We start from the raw sequence: 22,055 nt of genomic DNA, 5'->3' as shown, positions 1-22,055 counted from the left end.
ATAAGATTTGAAACGTTGGATATTACTTGGAAGAATCTGCATTTTTTAGCATTTTCTTTAAGATTAATCAAAAAATTAAAAGTTTAAACAACTTCAATATTAAAAAAACTAACCAGTATTAAGGTAAAAATTAATTTTAAATTTAAAAATCTACATTTCATATAAAATACAGAAACCTTAATATTAACAATTCTTAACCATTATTCATTTTAACCTTTCAATGTCAAAAACATCAAAAAAATAAAATATAAAATGTCTTCTACATCACTCATTAACAATAAGCATCTTCTTTGGCGTGCAGGTTTCGGTGCGGGAATCAGCCAGCTGGAAAATCTTGCAGATACAGATATTAAAATTTTAATTAATGAGCTTTTCAGCGAAAAAACCTTCGCTTATATCAATTATGATACTCCCGATGTGGAAGCTATTGATTATATGAACGATAAAACTCCCGCCGAAAGAAAAAAGGAGATCCAGAAAATCAACCGTGAGCAAAACCTGGAACTGAACCTTAATTTTCTTGATAAAATGGTCAACAGCAAGGAACAAATGAAGGAAAAAATGGCCTTTTTCTGGCATGGCCACTTTGCTTCAAGAGTGCAAAACCCGAAATTCAATAGGCAGATTTTGAATGTGATACGGAAAAATGCTTTGGGGAATTTTAAAGATTTATTATTTGAAGTAAGTCAGGCTCCTGCAATGTTGAATTTCCTTAATAATCAGCAAAATAAAAAAAATCATCCCAACGAAAACTTTGCCCGTGAAGTCATGGAACTCTTCACCATGGGACGCGGAAATTATACCGAAAAAGATATCAGAGAAGCCGCAAGAGCATTTACAGGCTGGGGCTTCGATAAAGAAGGAAATTTTGTGGAAAGACAGAAGCAACATGATGAGGGTACAAAAATTTTCCTCGGGAAAACAGGAAATTTTACAGGATCAGATATTTTGAATATTATTCTTGAGCAAAAACCTACCGCAAAATTCATTACTTCTAAAATCTACAGGTTTTTTGTGAATGAAAATATTGATGAAAATATTGTTAACAAGCTAAGCGAAAGTTTTTATCAGTCTAATTACGATATTAAAAAGCTGATGACTAATATTTTCTCAAGCTCATGGTTTTATGATAAGAAAAATATCGGGAACAGGGTAAAAGCACCCGTTGAGCTGATGGCGGGGATTATGAGAACCCTTCCGATGAATATTCAAAATCCGGAAAACCTTATTGTATATCAAAAACTATTAGGCCAAATGCTCCTTTACCCACCAAATGTTGCGGGCTGGCCAAACGGAAAATCGTGGATAGATAGCTCTACTCTTATGTTGAGGCTTCAGATCCCTCAGATCTGGTCCGGACTGCGACCTTTAGAATATACACCGCGGCCGGATGACGATATTGATATGGGCATGAAATCCCGGGAAACCGCTTTAAATAAAACCTTTAAAAATCCCAATATCACCATCGACTGGGCAAGAGTGGAGAAAATCTTTGCAGGTAAAAATATTGAGGATTATTTAATTCAAAATCCCAAATCCCTGGATATGAATTCCGTGAAAAGCTTCTCAGACAATAGTGTGAAAATGAACATAATTAACCTAATGTCAACCCCTGAATATCAATTGATGTAAGATGATAAGCTGCAGATTATAACTGACAGTTTCAGTGCAATCTAAATCTTTAACCTAAAACCTACTTTTATGCTAATCAAAAGAAGAGAATTTCTAAAAATAAGTTCACTGGCCACCGCATCTTTCCTGATGCCGAATTTTTTAAAGGCTATGACATTCGATGAAGCACTGGAGCCGAATCAGAAAATATTGGTTGTCTTGCAATTTACCGGCGGGAACGATGGTTTAAACACCATTATCCCAACAAAAAATGATATTTATTTTAAAGAAAGAAATGGCATTGCGATCAAAGATTCTTTGCAATTAAATGATGAAACCGGTATCAACCCTGCGCTGTCTTTTTTTAAAGAGCTGCATGATAACGGTGAATTATCAATTTTAAACAACGTTGGTTACCCAAATCCGGATAAATCCCATTTCCGAAGCATGGATATCTGGCATTCCGCAAGTAAAAGCGATGAATACCTTGACACGGGCTGGCTGGGAAGATTTTTGGATGAAGAATGTTATAAATGTGAACATCCAACTCAGGCATTGGAAGTGGATGACATGCTTAGTTTAGCCTTAAAAGGTGAAAATAATAAAGCTTTTGCCTTCAAAGATCCGAAAAGATTATACCAAACCAGCCAGGAAAAGTATTTCAAATCTTTATATGACCATCACCATGACGATGAAACGGTTTCTTATCTATATCAAACATTGGGCTCGACCATCAATAATGCAGATTATATTTTTGAAAAAAGCAAGGCTAAAAAGACAGACCAAACATATCCCAGTTCACAACTAGGAAAAGACTTCAAAACCGTTGCTTCACTGATTAAATCTGATATTAATACCCGTGTTTACTATTTATCCATCGGGAGCTTTGACACCCACGTAAACCAAAATGAGAGGCAGAAAAAATTGTTTGATGACATTAATGAAGCGGTAAGATCATTCGTGATCGATATGAAAAGTAATGGTTTATTTGATGATATTCTTCTAATGACGTTTTCAGAATTTGGTCGCCGCGTCGCACAAAACGCCAGCAACGGAACCGATCACGGAACGGCCAACCAAATGTTTTTTATCAGTGGAGGTCTGAAAAAGAAGGGAATTTTAAACTCACTTCCTGATTTGGATCACCTTAATGAAGGTGACTTAATTTATACTGAAGACTTCCGAAAAGTGTATGCCACAGTACTTAAAAACTGGCTCAAGGCAGATTCTTCTAAAGTTTTGGGGTGGAAAAACGGGATTTATGATTTTGTGTAACTATGTGTGGCTTCGAGAACCTCAGCCGCCATCCTAATAAAAAAAGAGGCTGAACCATTTCGGACAGCCACTTTTTTATAATTCTAAATTTAACTACTCCAAATTTGCGACTGGAATATTCTTTTTGTCCTCAGCCGGTTTTTTGTCTAGTTTTTCTGATATTTTTTTTACTATAAACTCAATCACCAAGGGTGCTACAATAGCTACTACTGCTTTTAATATTCTTGATTTCATAATTTTTAATTTATATATTTCACAATACAATTTCCAAGCCACAAAAAAATTTTAGCTTAATCTTCGTCGGGAATTATAAGGTTTTGATAATTTTTCAATCCGCTTTTAAATTTTTCCTCCATTTTTAGTCTAAGCTTCCGAGGTTTATGAACCACCAGGCAGTCCCCGAAACCCAGCAGCAACCGTTCCAGCTCATAATTGATCTGAACACAAATTTTAAAGATCGTTCCTTCCTGCGTTTCACTTACAATTTCCTGGCTTTTGTGAAACGGTTTTGTCTTTACATACGGTGCGTTGGAAGCATCTATAAAAAAGACAACGTTTCTAGGAGCCATTGTTTCGGAGACCGTTACGCCCACAATATCTTTAAAATAAACATCTCCATCTAGATTTTTGTCAAGATATACGACATTTTCGGCTACTTCTATCTGCTCCATTCTGTCCATTGCCAGATTATACATTTTGCCTTTATGAAGGCATATCAGGAACCAGCGGTTATTGAACTCCTTTAAAAGCTGGGGATGTACATGATAATTATTTGTCTCCCTGGCTGTAAAGCTCTTGTAAAGAATATTGAGAACTTTTTTATTTAAAATAGCATCGTACAGAATATCAATATATTCCAACCCTTTAAGCTGCTCATTTTTATCGAGATGAATGATGGATTTCTGGCTGGTTGCATGGAGAGAATCCTCCAGCTTCTGAATGACTCCGTTCATTTCCTTGAACATCGAAAAATCCTTGAACTGTTTTAAAATCTGCACCGCATTATTCATCGCTTTCAGGTCGCTTTCATTCACCGAAATATTATGGATGCTGTAGTCCGGATCGCTGTAGCGGTAGTATTTTCTCTCATATACTTCAATTGGCGCCTCGTACCCGAATTTTTCACTTCGCATATTCTGCAGATCGAGCTGTACCGTACGTTTGCTCACAAAAGATTCTTTTCCTTCAAACTCAAATAAAGCTTCGGAACATTCTTCTATCAGATCTTCCAGAGTATATTTCCGGTATTTATTTTTCAGGCATTTATCCAGTGTCTTATAGCGGATAAGGGCATTTTTATTTGATGACATTGTTTTTTATTTTATTGGGGCGTGCCCTTCGTTCCATGGCTTATCTCTTCTGCTTTGGGCCGGGCTACTGCAGGCTCCACTTCGTTTCGGTTCAGGCTCGGGGCTTCGCCCCGAGCCTGAACTCCTCCTTTCAGTCGGACCTTCCGCATCCCTCACGCGGGACGGTTTACGGTTCACTTTTCTTTTCAAAGCCTCTCCTTCAAAGGAAATCCCGTCCCAGCCGAACTCCATAAAATTCCTGATATTCTGATGGTCTGTTCCTTCCGGATTTTTCAAAACATCATCTCTGTAAAATTCTCCGAAAAGATATAATGCTTCCTGTTTAGACAAATCATTCAGCTTTGCAAAACTGAAAACCTTGCATGAGCCATTATTCTGATTCGCTTCATTTGCTGTATTTCCATTGGTAAATTTTGTCGGTGTAAAGTCATAATGTTCATCAATAAACGCAATAACATTTTTAAACTGGATTTCCTCAGCCGATTTTTCTAATTGTTCGAATAACATAATTTAATATTTTTAGGTAAATAAGCTGATTAGCCTTAAGCTTATACTCACAATCGGCATTCACTAATTCGCTAATCCGCTTATTTGCTTTATTTTCCTTCTTCGCAATAAAAATAATCAAATAAATTTAACTACGCAAAAACATTGCACACTTGATTATTTACTTTGCAACATCAAAAATGAACAAAATGGAATTTAACGGAAACAATTTAATCGAGCTTGGATACAGACCATCAAAATGGTTTAAAGAAGCAATTGGATATATCAACGAAAATAATTTAGATCAAAATCAAATCAAAGAATACTTAGAGCAGTTCAAACAGCCGGAATTAATTCCGCTGCATGAAACAGCAAAAGATTTTGTGATCAACATTAGACCTGAACATGAAAGTGAAAATGATAATGTAGAAAAAGTAATCAATACCATGACGGTTTTGATGAAAACACCTACCCTTGTAAAAGGAGCAATTATGCCCGATGCCTGTCCTACAGGCCCGGAAGGTCATATCCCGGTGGGTGGGGTTGTTGTAGCAAACAACGCAATCCATCCCGGATTCCATAGCGCGGATATCTGCTGTTCTGTAATGTTGACGGATTTTGGAAAAGCAGATCCTAAAGAAGTTTTAGATGCAGCCCATACTGTAACGCATTTCGGATACGGAGGAAGACCAAGAGGAGAGCAAATGCCAATGTCCCAAGAATTAATTGATGCTTTCAGAGAAAATTACTTCCTGAATGACGAAAAATTAATCAGCATTGCCCGTTCACATATGGGAACTCAGGGTGATGGAAACCATTTCTTATTCGTCGGAATTTCAAAAAATACCGGAAATACAATGATGGTAACCCATCACGGATCAAGAACTCCCGGAGCTGCACTTTATGATAAAGGAATGAAAGTAGCCAACAGATTCAGAATAGAAATTTCTCCTGAAACATTAAGGGAAAACGCCTGGATCCCTTATGAAACCGAAGAAGGAAAATCGTACTGGGAAGCCCTTCAATTAATCAGAAAATGGACAAAAGAAAATCATATTTCCATTCATGATGCTGTCTTGAACAAGCTTGCTATCAAAAAAGAAAACAGATTCTGGAATGAGCATAATTTCGTTTTCAAAGATGGAGATTTATTTTACCATGCGAAAGGCGCAACGCCATTGGATGATAAATTCATGCCGGATATTACAGGCCCAAGGCTGATTCCGCTAAACATGGCAGAGCCGGTGCTGATCATTCAGGGAACGACCAATGAGAGAAACCTGGGATTTGCACCACACGGAGCAGGAAGAAATTTCAGCAGAAGCCAGCATAAAAGATCATTGGCTCATAAAACAATTGAAGAAATCTTTGCAGAAGAAACAAAAGGACTTGATGTACGTTTTTTCTCTAATGAAATTGATATTTCAGAACTTCCAACAGCCTATAAAAGTGCAAAAAATGTAAGAGCACAGATCGAAGAATACGGCCTTTGTGAAGTATTGGATGAAGTTATGCCTTACGGATGTATTATGGCAGGTGATGTTCAGAAGAATGCACCGTGGAAGAAAAAGAAGAAGTTTAGAAAAGCTTGATTGTTTGTCAATCGAAGGCGCAGAGCTTTTTTAACAACTTCAAAAAATAAGTTGCAAGGATTTTATCTGCGATAAAATTTATAACTGAAAAATTTGCTGAAAATCTATGATATTCTTGCGTGTTAAAAGCACAATGAATTTAAAAACCTTTGCGCCTTTGCGTTTAGCCAAAATAAAACAACGAAAAAAATGACACCAAAAATACTAGAAAAACTAAAAGAAATAGAGGAAAAACGCGGTATAGAAATACTTCTTGCCGTAGAATCCGGAAGCCGGGCCTGGGGATTTGCTTCACCGGATAGCGATTATGATATACGGTTCATATATCGGCACGAAAAAAGCTGGTATCTTTCGCCGTGGGATAAAGATGAAACCATAGAATTCATGACTGAAAACGATCTGGACGGTTCCGGATGGGATCTGAGGAAAACTTTCCATTTGCTTCTGAAGTCAAATGCGGCTTTATTGAGCTGGTTCTACTCACCGATCGTTTATGTTAAGAACGAAAGATTTTATGATCTTTTCAAACCTTTGGCCGATGAATGTTTTTCACCGATAGCCGTTTCTTACCATTATCTGAGCATGAGCAAAAAATATCTTGAAGCCTGCCGAACTGAAGAGATAAAATTAAAAAGCTATTTTTATTGCCTTCGAACGACATTAACTGGAAAATGGATATTGGAAAAAGGGACTGTTCCGCCAGTTTTATTCAGTGAATTGCTGGTTTTGGTGGATGATTTTACGAAAACAAAAATAGAAAATTTAATCGCTTTAAAGGCTACAAAAGGAGAATCATATTACCATCCGAATGACTGGGAACTTTTCGGATTTCTGGAAAAAATGGTAATGGAAAATGAAGAAAAAGCAAAGAGCTTGAAGGCTGGAAATGTGGAGAAGGCTGAGATGGAAAGGGTTTTTAGGGAAATATTATCAGTTTAAAAACATACAATATGAAAATCGAAACTTTAAAACATAAAAACCTCATCCTCTTCCAAGCCATCTCCGGAAGCCGCTCTTTCGGGCTCGCGACAGAAAATTCAGATACAGATATTCGTGGGGTGTATTATTTACCGAAAGAAGACTTTTTTGGTTTACACTATATCCCGCAGATTTCTAATGAAACGAATGATATTACGTACTACGAAATCGGCAGATTGGTTAAATTATTACAGAAAAACAATCCGAATATATTGGAAATTCTGGCAAGTCCGGAAGCTTGTATTCAGCATAAAAATCCGTTGATGGATTTATTGAAGCCAGAAGATTTTCTTTCTAAATTGTGTAAAGATACATTTGCGGGTTATGCAATTTCACAGATCAAAAAAGCCAAAGGACTCAATAAAAAAATCCTGAATCCTATTAATAAAGAAAGAAAATCCATTCTTGATTTTTGCTATATTCTGCAGAATCAAGGCTCGGTTCCATTGAAAAAATGGCTGCTAGAATTCCATTCCTCTGGAGGGGTGTCCAAAGGACGGGGTGGTCTTGTTCAGGAAAAATGTGGTTTAGTAAGCATCGACAATACCAAAGGAATGTTTGCACTTTTCTACAACGAATCCGGAGATATGGATTATAAAGGAGTTATTCAAAATGAAGAAGCCAATCAGATTTCCGTTTCATCGGTCCCGAAAGGGGGAAAACCCCTTGCCTATTTGTTCTGTAACCTCGACGCCTACTCCACATATTGCAAAGATTACCGCGAATACTGGAAATGGGTTTCTGAACGGAATGAAGACCGATATAACGTCAATCAGCATCACGGGCAAAACTACGACAGCAAAAATATGATGCATACCATTCGTCTCCTGCAGTCGTGTGAGCAGATTTTCAAAACAAATTCTCTAAGCATCCGCGTAGAAAACCGTGATGAGCTTCTGGACATCAAAGCCGGCAACTGGTCCTACGAAAGCGTAATGAAAAAAGCGGAAGATCTTATCCGCTCCATTGAATTTTACCACTCAACATCTACTCTTCCTGATTTCCCTGATTCAGAGAAAACAACAAAAATCCTGATTGAAATAAGGGAAAATCTTTATCAGTAATGTAACTTAATTATCTAAAACCACCATTAAAACGGTGGTTTACTTTTTTCAAAAAATAATTCTAAAAAACTGTAACAAATAAATTCTTTCAAATTGGGAAATGGCTTTACCGCAGAGCTGACAGGAAATTACAAAGCAAGAGAGGTATATGCCTATATGTTCCTGAAGCCGATGTGGTCTTTAAACATCGGTACCCAGAAGAAATTTAAAAACAATAGTACCCTGAAGTTTTCATTCAATAATATTTTCTTAACCAGCAATCCTGAGGCAAGAAATGTTTATGCAAGCTATGTCGAAAACTTTGTAGTGAGAAGGGATACAAGAGTAGCTACCCTCTCTTATACCTATAATTTTGGTTCCGGAAAATCTGCTCAGCCTAGAAAAACAGGAGGCGCGGAAGACCTCAAGCAAAGGGTTGGAAATGGTTAATGTTTTAAGCAATCCAAAGCCGGGTTGCTGTTTTTGATTTTTTTTAAACGAAAAAAGACTCTTTTTCAGAGTCTTTTTTATTTTGAATGTGAGTTGTTATTTTTCAATTTTGATGTCTACTGCAGAAAATCCTTTTGGAGACTTTTCTTTTTCATAAGAAACTTTGTTTCCTTTTTTTACAGGCTCAGTACAGTTATTGCTATGAAAGAAAATATTTTCTTTGGATCTGTCTTCCGTAATGAAACCGTATCCTTTTTCACTGAAAAAAGTAATGATCCCAGTTTTCCTTGTTTCCTCAGCTTCTATCGGTGCAGCACCCAGCTGAATATTTTCAAGGTTTATTTCCTCCTTCTCATTATGGTCAGGAGGAATAGATGTAAGCTGCCCGTTTGCATCTACATACATGAACATTTCGTCAAGGCTTTTCCCCTTGTCATTATTCTCTTTACGTTCTTCACGACGCTGAGCCTTTTCTTTTTGTTTTTGTTGTTTTTTCTTGAAATTTTCTTTTTTAGAGAAAGAATCTGCCATATATTGTTATAAAATTTAATTGTTAATGAGTAATATTTTAAGCTTAAACATAATATTATATCTAAACTTTTAATCTAAATACATCCTTTCCAAAAGAGATGTAATATGTTTTCCGGTTGTTTTTATTTATTAGAATGATTGTTCAGTGAACAATTGAAGAAAATAAGTATAGAAAATATATTCTAAATAATTACAACACTGCGAAAGCAGAGAACCTGTCTTTAAGATCGTTTACAAATATACGAAAAATAAGCTTACCGAACAAGTCACTTGATTTTTAAACAATTGACATTCAATTCACTTAATCAAACAATAATTAAAACTTTTTTTAACAATAAAAAACCACCGAAAATTTCGGTGGTTTCTATTTTTAAGCCTGCTCAGCAGGTTTATCACCTTCCGCTTTAGCCTGATTTTGCTGTCCTTCAGGTCTGTTTGGTCTTTCTGGTCTTCCCTGCCCTTCCGGTCTTGGTTTTTGTTCTGGTCTTGGAGGTCTTGGTAAAAGAACTTTTCTTGAAAGCTTCATTTTTTTACGGTCATCATAACCCATGAATTTCACTTCCATCTCATCACCTTCTGCATAAGGAACTTTGTCTAAACGAGCCCATTCTATTTCAGAAATGTGAAGTAATCCTTCAGTACCTTTAGCAATTGCTACGAATGCACCAAAATCCATCACTTTCACTACCTTACCTTTGTAAACTTCGCCTACAACCGGTACGAAAGTAATTTCGTTGATCTTCGCAACAGCATTATTGATTTTCTCTCTGTCAGTTCCTGCAATTTCGATACGTCCGATCTCACCAATTTCTTCAATTGCGATAACGGTATCCGTATCTTTCTGCAGCTGCTGAATGATTTTTCCACCAGGCCCGATTACCGCACCGATGAAGTCTTTCGGAATTTCCATTACCACCATTTTCGGAGCATGAGGTTTTACGTCTGCTCTTGGTTCAGAAATGGTTTCCGTGATTTTATTTAAGATATGTAATCTTCCGTCTTTAGCCTGCATTAAGGCTTTTTCCATAATGTCCATAGAAAGCCCCTGGATTTTGATGTCCATCTGGCAGGCAGTGATACCATCTGCAGTTCCCGTTACTTTAAAATCCATATCTCCAAGATGATCTTCATCTCCTAAGATATCAGAAAGAACAGTCCATTTCCCTGATTTTTTATCTGTAATAAGGCCCATTGCAATACCGGAAACAGGTTTTGTAATCTGTACACCTGCATCCATTAATGCTAATGTTCCGGCACAAACAGTTGCCATTGAAGACGACCCGTTTGATTCTAAAATATCAGAAACAATTCTGATGGTATAAGGGTTTTCTGCCGGGATTACTGCTGTTAAAGCTCTTTGAGCAAGATTTCCGTGTCCTACTTCTCTTCTTGAAGTACCTCTTAAAGGTCTTGCTTCACCTGTTGAGAATGGCGGGAAATTATAGTGTAAGAAGAATTTTTCGTCGTGCTGCGTGATTACGCTGTCAATCATGTTGGCATCTTTTACAGAACCTAGTGTAACAGCCGTTAAAGACTGAGTTTCACCTCTTGTAAAGACAGCAGAACCGTGAGCTCCCGGAAGATAATCAATTTCAGACCAGATCGGACGGATCGTTTGTGGATCACGACCGTCAAGACGAATATTGTCTTCAAGGATCATCTGGCGCATTGCTTCTTTTTCTACATCATGGTAATATATTTTAGCGAAGGGTGTAACTCTTTCCAGCTCTTCTATATCTTCCACATATTGAGCAAGGAATTCATCAAGAACAGCTTTGAATTTCTCTCCTCTTTCTTCTTTATTAGATGGAGTTTTTGCTACTTCGTATACTTTATCATAGCACTCTTTCCATACTTTTTCTCTGATGGCTTCGTCGTGTACTTCGTGAGAATATTCTCTCTTAGGGAAAGCTCTGCCTACTTTTTCAGCTAATCTTTCCTGAGCCTCGATCTGTTTTTTAATTTCAGCGTGAGCGAAGTTGATTGCTTCCAGCATTTCCTGCTCAGAAATTTCTTTCATCTCCCCTTCCACCATTACGATAGAGTCTTTTGTAGCACCTACCATGATGTCGATATCAGATTTTAATAAATTTTCGTAGCTTGGGTTGATTGATAATTGTCCGTCGATTCTTACCACTCTCGCCTCAGACATTGGTCCGTCGAAAGGAATATCTGTAATAGCAATTGCCGCTGAAGCCGCCAAACCCGCCAAAGCTTCTGGCATTACTGCTTTATCATAAGAAATTAATGAAATCATTACCTGTACTTCCGCGTGGAAATCTTCGGGGAAAAGCGGACGCAATACTCTGTCCACCAATCTCATTGTAAGAACTTCATCATCAGAAGGCTTAGCCTCTCTACGAAAAAAATTTCCGGGAATTCTCCCTCCTGCGTAGAATTTTTCTCTGTAATCTACTGTTAATGGTAAAAAATCCACTCCCGGATTTGCTTCTTTATTGGCTACAACAGTTGCTAAAAGCATTGTTCCACCACATTTTACGACTACGGATCCATCGGCTTGCTTTGCCAGCTTCCCCGTTTCAATAGTAATTTCTCTGCCGTCTGCAAGAGTAATCGTTTCTATAAACGCTTGAGGTATACTCATAAAAAATGTCTTCTTGTACTCCGTATTGAGTACGATTAATATTTAAACTTTTTAAATTTTAGTTGCAAAGGTAATATATTATAATGATTTTTTAAATTTTTCAAAGTAAAATATCAAAATGATGGGTTAAGTTTTATCAATTCATAATTTTTCTGAAAAAAGTTAAGCTTTCCATTTTTTCATTAAAAAGCAAAAAAGCAACCTCTTTCGAGATTGCTTTTATTTGAAAATCTTTGTAGATTATTTTCTTAAACCTAGTTCAGCAATAATTGCTCTATATCTTGCGATATCTTTGTTTTTAAGATAATCTAGTAATCTTTTTCTTTTACCTACCAGTTTCACCAAAGATCTTTCTGTGTTGTAATCTTTGTGATTGCTCTTTAAGTGAGCAGAAAGGTGGTTAATTCTGAAAGTGAAAAGTGCAATTTGCCCTTCAGAACTTCCCGTGTCTTGTGCAGATTTTCCATGTTTTGCGAAAATTTCCTGCTTTTTTTCTGTATTTAAGTACATTCCAATATTATTTAAATGATTATTATGTAACGGATGCAAAATTACAACTTTATTTTGATTCTGCAAACATTATTGATTCTGTAAATTAAAATCGATAGAAAAAAATGTTAAAAAATTCTTAAAAAAATTATGGTATCCCATTAAAAGGCAGTACTTTTGCATTCGAATTTAATGATGAGAAAATTTATACTCTTTACAACGTTCGGCATCAGTCTTTTCGCGGGAATTTGTACTTTAAAGGCACAAAAAAATTCCGTTGACAAGATTAAGAAGGTCCTGTATTTTAATCCTGAAGTAGATCCTGCCCTCCAAGAAATCAAGGAGCCGACCAATCATGCCTTTTTCAGCGCAGTTTCTGATAATCTGAGTGAGAGAAAAAACAAAATGATCAGAACAGAAACAGAAATCCCTTTTGACAGCATTGATAAACAAACCATTGCAGATTACTGTATTAATAACGAGGCTGATTTTGCCATTGTCCCGAAGGTGAAATATTTTAAAGTAGGCATAGGAAAATATGTTTTCTCAAATCAAGTTGTGGTAAGCATGAAGCTGTTTGACTCTTCAGGAAATCTGATTACGGAAGCCGATTATGATACTTACAAAAAGAATATGCGGCTTTTAGGCTCTACCGTAAATTCTGTGAAAATAGGTACTAATGGAGCTATAAAGAGCATTTTAAAAGAGCTCAGAAAACTCAAACCTTCAACAGAAACAGGATTTTAAATTGTTCTATTTAATAGTTTGATTAAAATTTTATTTAATAAATTTTTTAAAGCCTTTTCCTAATTTCCGAAATTAAAATAAATTTTGTTTATTATTGTTTTTTTAACATTAAGATTCACATTGTTAAGATGAATTTGATTTAAAAATCCAAATTGATTTTTAGCAAGTTTTTAAGTCAAATGGTCCTAATCTCTTACTATTAAAAATAAATTATTTTACAAATTAGTATTAAACAAATTCAAACTACAATCTCCATTGAAATTTTTTTAGACATCTATAATTACTTTGTGGATGTTTTTACAATTAATCCTTAAATTTCTTACTTCCCTGGTCAGTCTTAAAAATTTAAATTATTTTTGCATATCCAAATTTGACGTTTTGAATTCTAAAGACGAACTTATATTCAACCCAGCCGATATTGCCGAAACTCTCAGCGAACTACATGCTGACGAGAGGCTTCTGGCATTTTTGAAGGTTCCGAAAGAATACAAAGCAGAGGTTTTCTCTCATCTTGATCCGGATTTCCAGGAAGAAACCATAAGAAGTATCGGAAGCGATGAAGTTTCCGATATTTTGAATGCTATGACCCCGGATGACAGGACTGCCCTGTTTGAAGATTTTCCGGATGAACTTATCAAATATTCAATCAATCATCTGAATCCGCAGGAAAGGAGAATTGCCCTGAAATTGTTGGGTTACAATTCTGATTCCATTGCCCGTCTGATGACTCCTTATTATATCCAGATCCGTAAAGAATGGACGATAAGGAGATGCCTTCAACAGATCAAAAAAGTAGGAAGCAAGGTAGAAACTATGAATTACCTATATGTAGTCGATGAAAGAAACCGACTGATCGATGATATCGCATTAGGAAGTTTATTATTGGCTGAGGAAAGCACATTGGTATCAGAAATCACTGATAATCACTTTGTTGCCATTACTACTACCACTTCGAAAGAAGATGCGGTACAGTATTTTGAAAAATATGACAGGGCCGCACTACCTATCATCACTGAAGCCGGAGTTCTGGTAGGAATTGTAACTATTGACGATATTCTTGATCAGATTGAACAACAAAATACAGAAGACATTCAAAAATTCGGGGGTCTGGAAGCGCTGGATGTTCCTTATACTCAAACTTCTTTGATTGAAATGGTAAAAAAGAGAGGAATGTGGCTAATTATCTTATTCTTCTCCGAAATGCTGACGGCTTCCGCAATGGGTTATTTTGAGGATGAAATTCAGAAAGCTGTAGTTTTGGCTTTATTTGTACCCCTAATCATTTCCAGCGGAGGAAATTCTGGTTCCCAAGCTGCTACTTTGATTATCAGGGCTATGGCCCTTCAGGAGATTGGGTTAAAAGACTGGTGGTATGTGATGCGAAAAGAAATTTTCACAGGACTTTTTTTAGGCGGAATTTTAGGAATTATTGGCTTCTTAAGAATTATGATCTGGCATCAGGCAGGCTTTTTCAATTACGGAACATACTGGCCGTTCGTAGGTTTGAGTGTTGGTGTTTCTTTAGTAATGATCGTGCTTTGGGGAACACTTTCCGGATCGATGGTTCCCTTTATTTTAAAGAAATTAAAACTTGACCCTGCGACTTCTTCTGCTCCGTTTGTTGCCACTTTAGTAGATGTAACGGGGCTCATCATTTATTTTTCTGTGGCTGGACTTTTCCTTACAGGCAAACTTTTATAATTTTTTGTAATTTAGGTGGGATCTAAATATTAAAAATGAAAGTTGTTTCTCTTGTGCCTTCTATTACTGAGGCTTTATTCGATTTGGGCTTAACAGAAAATGAAATTGTCGGAAGGACAAAGTTCTGCATCCATCCTAAAGAAAGTGTAAAAAACGTAGCCGTTATAGGCGGAACAAAAAATATTAGTATTGATAAGATTAAAGCCCTGCAACCGGATTTAATTTTAGCCAACAAAGAAGAAAATATTAAAGAACAGATAGAAGCTTTGGTGAATGATTTCAATGTCATTGTTACAAACGTTGAAAATATTGAAGATAATTATTACCTTCTTAAAAATTTAGGTAAAATCTTTCACAAGGAAGACAAAGCCCAGCTTTTTAATCATAAAATTTATGATGTATTAAATCAGGCTAAAATTAATTCCACTATAAAAACAGCCTATCTGATTTGGAAAAACCCTTATATGACAGTAGGTTCAGATACTTTTATTCACAAAGTTTTAACTGAAATTGGTTTTGAAAATATATTTGAAAACCAAAAGCGCTATCCTAAAATTCAGACTGAAGATCTTGTACAGGCAGATATCATTATGCTTTCTTCCGAACCTTTTCCTTTTAAAGAAAAACATATTGAAGAGTTAAGAGAATTTTATCCTGATAAGAGAATTATGATTGTAGATGGTGAAGCATTTTCATGGTATGGAACGCATATTGCGAAGTGTGAGAATTATTTTAAGGATTTGGTTTCTGAGGTTGATTCGATTAAGATTTAAACTCAAATTTCACGAATATTTCATAAATTATACAAGTGTTTTCTGAATTTTTAGCCTTAAGTTTTGGCTAAAGCCTATGGATTTTTGGATTTTTGAAACGGGCTAAAGCCCGCTCCTATTGATAAAAAGACTCCGGCCCTTCGGGCCGGAGTCTTTTTAAATTTCAATTTTAACTTATAAAATCTTTGAAACTTCATTACAAAGCCACTCAAGTAATTCTCTATCTTCATCTGTGAACGGATTAATCGTATGAGAATCAATATCAATCTGGCCTATGTTTTTCCCTTCTTTGAAAATAGGAGCTACGATTTCGGCCTTAGTATCAATTGAACAGCTCAAATAATTGTTTTCCTGATAAACATCCGGAACGATAAATGTTTCATTGGAAACCGCAACCTGTCCACAAATTCCTTTTCCGTAAGGGATAATCGTGTGATCTGTCGGTGCTCCAACATAAGGCCCCAGCTTCAACTCATCTTTATCTCCATTTTTAAAATAGAAACCTGTCCAGTTGAAATAAGAAATCTCCTGATCTAAAAGGTGGCAGACTTTTTCAAGCTTTTCCTCGGTATTATGTTTAGGGCTTTCAAGAATTGATAAAAGCCTTTTCTTTAATTCTAACATTATAATATTTCTTTTAAGAGAATTGTTTTAGGGAAAATTCTTCTTTATAGCCAAACATCCCACGTTCTTTAATCATTTCTGCAACGCCCTCCGGAACCTGATTTTCCCAACCTTTGATATTGCAGGTAATTTTTTTCAAAATATCTCTTGAATAAATTTCCAGAAAATCTGGATTGTAATTGGTAATATCTACGATACGCTCGTTATGTTTGAAATACTTATACAGCTCTTTCAGATTTTCCTCAACTTTTAATGTTGATGAATTCAGTAATTCATGAGTTTCAGGATCTTTATATGGATACAGGTAAACTCTCATCCCGTTTCTGAAGAATTTACCGAAAGCTTCTAGAATACCTCCCGATAAATTTTTATAATATTTCTCGTCAAATACCATCAACAGGTTATTTACTCCCATTGCAACACCGATATTTCCACTGGTGTAAGATGCAAAATAATCTATCAGACGATAATATTCTGAGTAATTTGAAACGATAACAGTATATCCTAATTTACCTAAAATATCAACCCTGTCCAGAAAGTCTCTTTCATCAATATCACCGTCTGCACGAAGGTTTGAGATGGTAATTTCGATAAGTACCTCAGTATCTTCATGACTACATATAGCATCTTTCAGGAACATATCCAAGCCGTTTTTCAGCATATCAATGTTTACCTTAGTTACAGGCCTGAAACTTCCTCTTACCGCAAAAATATTTTTCTTATATAAGATATCGGCAGGAAGCATATTATTCCCTTCCGAGTTGAAAATCACAGCATCCGTCATTCCGTTTTTCACTAACTGTAATGACATCAATCTGTTATCAACATATGCGAAAGCTGGTCCGCTAAAATCAATCATATCAATTTCAAGATTGTCTTTGGCTACATCATCGTATAAAGATTCAATCAAATTTCGCGGATTATCGCAATAATGAAACGCTCCGAAAATAAGATTTACCCCAAGATTTCCTAAGGTTTCTTGTTGCAAAGTAGCATCATTTTCCTTGAATTTTACATGAATTACAATTTCATTATAATCTTCATTTTCCTTCACCTGAAAGCGTATTCCTACCCAGCCATGGCCTTTTACCGTTTTATCAAAATTGATCGTGGTAACGGTATTGGCATAAGAAAAAAATTTTCTGTTTGGGTTATTTTCCCTGGAAATCCGTTCTTCAATCAGGGCAACTTCGTAACGAAGCATTTTGCAAAGCCTGTTTTGGGTAACGTATCTGTTTTTTACTTCTTTTCCGTAGATAGCATCACTAAAATCTTTGTCGTAAGCAGACATCGCCTTAGCAATTGTACCGGAAGCTCCTCCTGCTCTAAAAAAATGTCGAACAGTCTCCTGCCCTGCTCCAATTTCCGCGAAAGTACCATAAATAGTAGGATCTAGATTAATTGTTAATGCTTTTTGTTTAGGAGTTAGTTTCTGATACATTAGAACATTAAATTTTTCGTAAATTTACCAAAATTAAACCAACCTCAAAAGAAAATGAAGTTGAAATTTTTAGGAACGGGAACTTCCCAAGGCGTACCTGTCATTGGATGCACTTGTGAAGTGTGTACTTCTGAAAACCCCAAAGACAGTCGCCTTCGATCTTCTGTAATGGTTACTACGGATGAAAATAGAAAAATCCTTATTGATTGTGGACCCGATTTTAGGCAGCAAATGCTTACAAATAAAGAAAATCACATAGATATAGCCCTCATTACCCACGAGCATAATGACCATGTAATAGGCCTCGATGATATGCGTCCGCTGATATTCAGAAATGGAAAAGACATACCGCTTTATTGCTATGAGAGAGTGGGAAATGAAATAAAAAACCGTTTCCCCTACGCTTTTACAGACGTAAAATATCCGGGCGCACCAGCTTTTGAACTGCACGAAATTGAAAATAACACATTCACAGTTTTGGATACTGAAATTACTCCGATCGAAGTAATTCATTATAAAATTTCTGTTTTTGGATATAAGTTTAAAAATCTTGCTTATATCACTGATGCAAATTTTATTTCTGAAAAAGAAAAGGAAAAACTGCAAAATCTTGATATTCTTATTTTAAGCTGTATCAGAAAATTTGACCCTCACCCTGCTCATTTTATTCTTTCTGATGTTATTAAATTGTTTGAAGAGCTTAAACCTCAAAAAATGTTTTTAACTCACATCAGCCATCACCTTGGGATGCATGATATTGAAGATAAACAACTTCCTTCCGGGATGCACCTTGCCTACGATGGTTTGGAAATAAATTTTTAAAAATTTTGTTTGAAAAACTTTTGAATTTTAATAAAAATTTCTATATTTGCACACCAATTTAAAGTACAAAAAAACACCAGCCCAGGTGGCGGAATTGGTAGACGCGCTGGTCTCAAACACCAGTTCTTAGGAGTACCGGTTCGATCCCGGTCCTGGGTACAATCTTCTCTGCAAACCGCCTTCCACAAAAGGTTTGCAGAGTTTTTAAATTATTTCTTTATTCTCGTTAGATTTCAAATCGTGCAAAAATGAAATCTTATTCTGAACTGAAAGTTTATCCCGTGAATTGGGAGACTTCTAAAAAATCAATCTCAAAAGACTGGATTGTTCGTTATGTATTTACTGACATAAAAGGCATTGAATATCATTGTTCATTCAAAGGAATGAATCATATTAAAAATCATGCAGAACGTGTTGAAGAAACTAAACGACTTATAGAAGAAGAAACATATATATTGGATAATGGATTTAACCCCAAAACCAAAGAATATGAATCTTTACATGAAATACCAGTCATCAATGGTAAAACATTGTTTTTGGCCGCTATGCAAACCGCTATCAACAATAATCCAGGTGTAGAATCTCACAAAACAGACTTGAATAATAGTATGAAACATATTTCCAAATATGCTAAAATGCTTCGATTACATATTAAACCTATCAAAGAAATTACTAAGGGAGACATTAAACAAATGCTGTTGAGGATGACAAATGACGGTTATAGTAATTATAGGGTAAATAAAACAAGGTCACACATTTCAACTTGTTTTTCCTTTTTTACCGAACTTGATATTTTTCAAATAAATTTTGTAAGAGGAATTTCTGTCCTTAAACATACATCTGCTAAAAAACAAATAATAAGAACTGAAGAAGATTGGAAAAAGTTTCATTCTATAAAAGAATTAAATTACAATGTTTATGTTTTCTTATATATTTTCTTTTATTCTGGATGCAGATTTGAAGAAATGACACAGATTAAAAAGGAAGATGTTGAACTTGATAAAAGCATCTTTTGGATTAATTTAAAAAAAGGGGGGAATTCATACACGGGCAATGCGACCGATCAATATCAATGCATGGAATTATTGGAAAAGAATTTATGATGTAGCAAAACCAAATCAATATTTATTTAGCTATAATCAAATGCCAAATGATGACCAAATCAAAGTAAACAGTTTTTATGATGCTGCTTCAAAATACTTAAAAAAAGCAGGATTAAATATAACCGGATACGCTTTAAAACATACTTATCTTAATATGGTAACAAATAAATTTGGAATTTCAAAAGCGAAAGAACTTGCCGGACATACAAACGAAAGAACAACATTGAATTACGCTGTTGATTATGAGGAACAACAAGTTGAAAAAAATAAAAATATTGATATTCGTATTTAGATAAAATAGCTCTGAATTATAAGGGCTAAATTGAAACAGGTAATTAACAGTGTTGAATTAATACTAAATTTCTATTGCTAATAATTCTTTACATAATTTATGCAAACCATTTTTAATCTGCAAGGCTTTTTTGTCTTGTTATTTCATATCCATTCATATTACCATGAAAGAGATATTATAGCATCAAAAATACAGATTTTATATAAATTCTAATTATGGCGAATTCGCCATAATTAGCAAAGAACAAATCCGATTCTGCTTTTCTCTGGCGGATTATTTCAAAATCACATAACCGGATTCATCTCGCTTCATTTGGATAAGATTACGCCATTTGTAGCCTTTCTTTTCAAAGTGTGGAAGGTCTTTGAAGGTCTTCCAGTTACCGCCCCAGTCCCAGCCATATTTGGCAAATATCTTTACACATTCGTACCAGTCGGCTACCTGGTCATTATCCCAATCCTTTGCAGTGTCCCAACTAGCTATTTTTCCATCAATAATAAGGCAAATATCAACGGCTAATCCGTAATTATGAATGCTTTGTCCGGCTTTGGCATTGGTTACTTTTTTACCCGGCTTTGTTCGGCCGATGGCATAAAGCTGATCCTGTTCTTGGAACGTTCGCATTCCCTGTGTAATTCTGACTTTAGCCCGTCCCGTAAGAGCTGTATCACACTCTTTTATGATCTGAGTAATCTCAGCCCTTACACTAGGATGAAGCTTGCTTATTCTATCTTTTGTTGGTTGATCTATCATTCTTATTTTTGAAATATTTAATGTACATCTTATCTAATATCTTTCTGACAACAAATTGTACCGGAATTGGGTAATGCAGAAGAGTTAGCTTTATCCATATACTTTGAATGGTTAAAAGCAATCAAAGAATTTTATACAACCAAAAAAGCATCATAAAATGAATGCAATAATTAGACTTAGACCATATCAGGGTCAAAAAGTAGTATCGGCAATAGAATTATACGAGTTTTTGGGATTTAGCTTGAACCACTGGAAACGATGGTATACTAAAAATATTATTAATAATCAGTCTGCAATTGAGCATAAAGATTATGAGCTATTCATCTATGAGGAAAAGGGCAGTGAAATAGTTGAGATTGCCCTTTCAATAGATTTTGCAAAAAGACTTTCTATAAGTACAATGACTGAAAAAGGCGAACAAGTTAACCAATATTTAATCGATTACGAGAAAGAACATAATAAAATGAACGAATTAATCAAAATTACAGAACATAACGGCAGTAAGGCCGTTTCCGCTCGGGAACTACACGTGTTTTTAGAGATAAAAACAAGATTTGATAAATGGGCCAATAGAATGTTTGAGTATGGATTTACGGAAAACATTGATTATCAAGCTTTGGTCAAAAATGACCAGACCCTAAAAAGGGAAGTTTTGGAAGACTATGCCTTATCCATGGACTGCGCTAAAGAAATTTCCATGATCCAACGTTCCGAAAAAGGCAAGCAAGCGCGCCAGTACTTCATCGAATGCGAGAAAGAGCTAAAATCCTTACCGCAACCGTCACAATATCATGTTCCGGGATCATACGCAGAAGCGTTAAAGTTAGCTTATCAGCAGGCGGAGCAGATAGAATTACAATCCAATGAGCTAAAAAAGCAGGCTCCGAAGGTTCAATATTTTGATAATGTTTTGCAGAGTGCAAGTACTTATTCAACAAATCAAATATCTTTAGAGCTTGGCATGACTTCCATTGCTTTAAACAAAAAGCTAAAGGAAATGTGCGTGCAATACAAGCAAAATGATACATGGTTTCTTTATGCGAAATATAGAGATAAAGGCTACACAAAGAGTAAAACACATCACTACACCGGAACAGATGGAACAACTCAAACGAAAACGTACATGGTATGGACGGAATCTGGCAGACTTTTTATTCATGGTCTGATTAAAGGAAATGAGAAATCTGCGTAAAACAAAAAATAAAGAACATTTCATCATGTTCTTTATCTTTCATATATTTGAAAAAAAGAAACCGTGATATTAAACATTTTATTATTAGTCATTGTAGTCTTATTAATAATATGGAATATTTACGATAACGTTCAATATAAAAAGCTTTTAAAAAAACACATTGATCTTATTTACAAGCAGGCAGAATGTATAAGAGAACTAAAGAAATTCTGTGATCAATGCTCAATTTTCATTAAA

Annotated in this window: 21 protein-coding genes, 1 tRNA gene and 1 pseudogene; 14 read left to right on the top strand and 9 right to left on the bottom strand. The window is 35.5% G+C overall.

The features are described from left to right. Positions 1-252: 252 nt before the first annotated feature. A complete protein-coding gene (locus BW926_RS12685; RefSeq protein ID WP_076447575.1) occupies positions 253-1,632 on the top strand; it encodes a DUF1800 domain-containing protein in 1,380 nt (459 codons plus the stop codon). A gap of 69 nt (positions 1,633-1,701) precedes the next feature. Then, the gene (locus BW926_RS12680) at positions 1,702-2,886 is read left to right on the top strand and encodes a DUF1501 domain-containing protein (protein ID WP_076447574.1); all 1,185 of its coding nucleotides are present in this window, start codon (positions 1,702-1,704) and stop codon (positions 2,884-2,886) included. A gap of 93 nt (positions 2,887-2,979) precedes the next feature. Here BW926_RS12680 and BW926_RS14420 read toward each other — a convergent pair whose 3' ends face one another. The 3 genes and pseudogenes from BW926_RS14420 to BW926_RS12670 form a co-directional block, all read right to left on the bottom strand. Continuing rightward, positions 2,980-3,120: a hypothetical protein gene (locus tag BW926_RS14420; protein WP_179078017.1), complete on the bottom strand. Its 141-nt coding sequence runs from the start codon at positions 3,118-3,120 to the stop codon at positions 2,980-2,982. A gap of 56 nt (positions 3,121-3,176) precedes the next feature. Further along, positions 3,177-4,196, bottom strand: coding sequence for a helix-turn-helix transcriptional regulator (locus tag BW926_RS12675; protein ID WP_076447572.1), 1,020 nt, complete (start codon positions 4,194-4,196; stop codon positions 3,177-3,179). Positions 4,197-4,373: 177 nt separating this feature from the next. Next, a pseudogene (locus tag BW926_RS12670) lies at positions 4,374-4,703 on the bottom strand (HopJ type III effector protein); the annotation flags it as partial. Between the two features lie 188 nt (positions 4,704-4,891). Between BW926_RS12670 and BW926_RS12665 the strand changes: the two are divergent. From BW926_RS12665 to BW926_RS12650, 4 genes are all read left to right on the top strand, one after another. After that, positions 4,892-6,274 (top strand): RtcB family protein, encoded by a 1,383-nt coding sequence (locus tag BW926_RS12665; protein ID WP_076447585.1) that lies wholly within the window; start codon positions 4,892-4,894, stop codon positions 6,272-6,274. Between the two features lie 189 nt (positions 6,275-6,463). After that, entirely contained in the window at positions 6,464-7,213 is a 750-nt protein-coding gene (locus tag BW926_RS12660; protein WP_076447571.1) for a nucleotidyltransferase domain-containing protein, read from the top strand. Positions 7,214-7,224: 11 nt separating this feature from the next. Beyond that, a complete protein-coding gene (locus tag BW926_RS12655) occupies positions 7,225-8,316 on the top strand; it encodes a nucleotidyltransferase domain-containing protein (RefSeq protein ID WP_076447569.1) in 1,092 nt (363 codons plus the stop codon). A gap of 93 nt (positions 8,317-8,409) precedes the next feature. Further along, entirely contained in the window at positions 8,410-8,745 is a 336-nt protein-coding gene (locus tag BW926_RS12650; RefSeq protein ID WP_076447568.1) for an outer membrane beta-barrel protein, read from the top strand. Positions 8,746-8,841: 96 nt separating this feature from the next. Here BW926_RS12650 and BW926_RS12645 read toward each other — a convergent pair whose 3' ends face one another. The 3 genes from BW926_RS12645 to rpsO form a co-directional block, all read right to left on the bottom strand. Then, entirely contained in the window at positions 8,842-9,276 is a 435-nt protein-coding gene (locus tag BW926_RS12645; RefSeq protein WP_076447566.1) for a cold shock domain-containing protein, read from the bottom strand. 370 nt (positions 9,277-9,646) lie between these two features. Then, entirely contained in the window at positions 9,647-11,881 is a 2,235-nt protein-coding gene (locus BW926_RS12640; RefSeq protein WP_076447564.1) for a polyribonucleotide nucleotidyltransferase, read from the bottom strand. 240 nt (positions 11,882-12,121) lie between these two features. Beyond that, positions 12,122-12,391 carry a 30S ribosomal protein S15 gene (gene rpsO, locus BW926_RS12635; protein WP_076447563.1) on the bottom strand — a complete coding sequence of 90 codons (270 nt, stop codon included), beginning with the start codon at positions 12,389-12,391 and terminating at the stop codon, positions 12,122-12,124. A 156-nt stretch (positions 12,392-12,547) separates the two neighbouring features. Between rpsO and BW926_RS12630 the strand changes: the two genes are divergently transcribed. The 3 genes from BW926_RS12630 to BW926_RS12620 all read left to right on the top strand — a co-directional run bounded on the left by BW926_RS12630 (position 12,548) and on the right by BW926_RS12620 (position 15,591). After that, positions 12,548-13,117, top strand: coding sequence for a pyruvate decarboxylase (locus BW926_RS12630; protein WP_228403450.1), 570 nt, complete (start codon positions 12,548-12,550; stop codon positions 13,115-13,117). A gap of 378 nt (positions 13,118-13,495) precedes the next feature. Continuing rightward, complete coding sequence (mgtE, locus tag BW926_RS12625; protein ID WP_076447582.1) at positions 13,496-14,818, top strand: magnesium transporter; 1,323 nt, start codon at positions 13,496-13,498, stop codon at positions 14,816-14,818. A 35-nt stretch (positions 14,819-14,853) separates the two neighbouring features. Continuing rightward, positions 14,854-15,591, top strand: a complete 738-nt coding sequence (locus tag BW926_RS12620) for an ABC transporter substrate-binding protein (protein WP_076447561.1) — start codon at positions 14,854-14,856, stop codon at positions 15,589-15,591. A gap of 174 nt (positions 15,592-15,765) precedes the next feature. On the opposite strand, the gene BW926_RS12615 is transcribed toward BW926_RS12620, so the two are convergent. Both BW926_RS12615 and BW926_RS12610 read right to left on the bottom strand, forming a co-directional pair. Next, positions 15,766-16,215, bottom strand: a complete 450-nt coding sequence (locus tag BW926_RS12615; RefSeq protein WP_076447560.1) for a GAF domain-containing protein — start codon at positions 16,213-16,215, stop codon at positions 15,766-15,768. A gap of 13 nt (positions 16,216-16,228) precedes the next feature. Then, a complete protein-coding gene (locus tag BW926_RS12610; RefSeq protein WP_076447558.1) occupies positions 16,229-17,656 on the bottom strand; it encodes a nicotinate-nucleotide adenylyltransferase in 1,428 nt (475 codons plus the stop codon). Between the two features lie 54 nt (positions 17,657-17,710). On the opposite strand from BW926_RS12610, the gene BW926_RS12605 reads away from it, so the two are divergent. From BW926_RS12605 to BW926_RS12590, 4 genes are all read left to right on the top strand, one after another. After that, positions 17,711-18,478, top strand: a complete 768-nt coding sequence (locus tag BW926_RS12605) for an MBL fold metallo-hydrolase (protein WP_076447557.1) — start codon at positions 17,711-17,713, stop codon at positions 18,476-18,478. 79 nt (positions 18,479-18,557) lie between these two features. Next, a tRNA-Leu gene (locus tag BW926_RS12600) sits at positions 18,558-18,637 on the top strand. An 89-nt stretch (positions 18,638-18,726) separates the two neighbouring features. Continuing rightward, positions 18,727-19,581, top strand: a complete 855-nt coding sequence (locus tag BW926_RS12595) for a tyrosine-type recombinase/integrase (protein WP_076447555.1) — start codon at positions 18,727-18,729, stop codon at positions 19,579-19,581. Continuing rightward, entirely contained in the window at positions 19,532-19,873 is a 342-nt protein-coding gene (locus tag BW926_RS12590; RefSeq protein WP_076447554.1) for a tyrosine-type recombinase/integrase, read from the top strand. The genes BW926_RS12595 and BW926_RS12590 overlap by 50 nt, the downstream gene beginning before the upstream one ends. A 273-nt stretch (positions 19,874-20,146) precedes the next feature. Here BW926_RS12590 and BW926_RS12585 read toward each other — a convergent pair whose 3' ends face one another. Continuing rightward, entirely contained in the window at positions 20,147-20,623 is a 477-nt protein-coding gene (locus BW926_RS12585) for a M15 family metallopeptidase (RefSeq protein ID WP_076447580.1), read from the bottom strand. A 160-nt stretch (positions 20,624-20,783) separates the two neighbouring features. On the opposite strand from BW926_RS12585, the gene BW926_RS12575 reads away from it, so the two are divergent. Next, complete coding sequence (locus BW926_RS12575; protein WP_083672326.1) at positions 20,784-21,818, top strand: antA/AntB antirepressor family protein; 1,035 nt, start codon at positions 20,784-20,786, stop codon at positions 21,816-21,818. Positions 21,819-22,055 lie beyond the last annotated feature (237 nt).

Origin of the sequence: Chryseobacterium sp. RU37D (assembly GCF_900156075.1) — a bacterium.
Taxonomy (GTDB): domain Bacteria; phylum Bacteroidota; class Bacteroidia; order Flavobacteriales; family Weeksellaceae; genus Chryseobacterium.
This window is presented reverse-complemented; position numbering and strand designations above follow the sequence as displayed.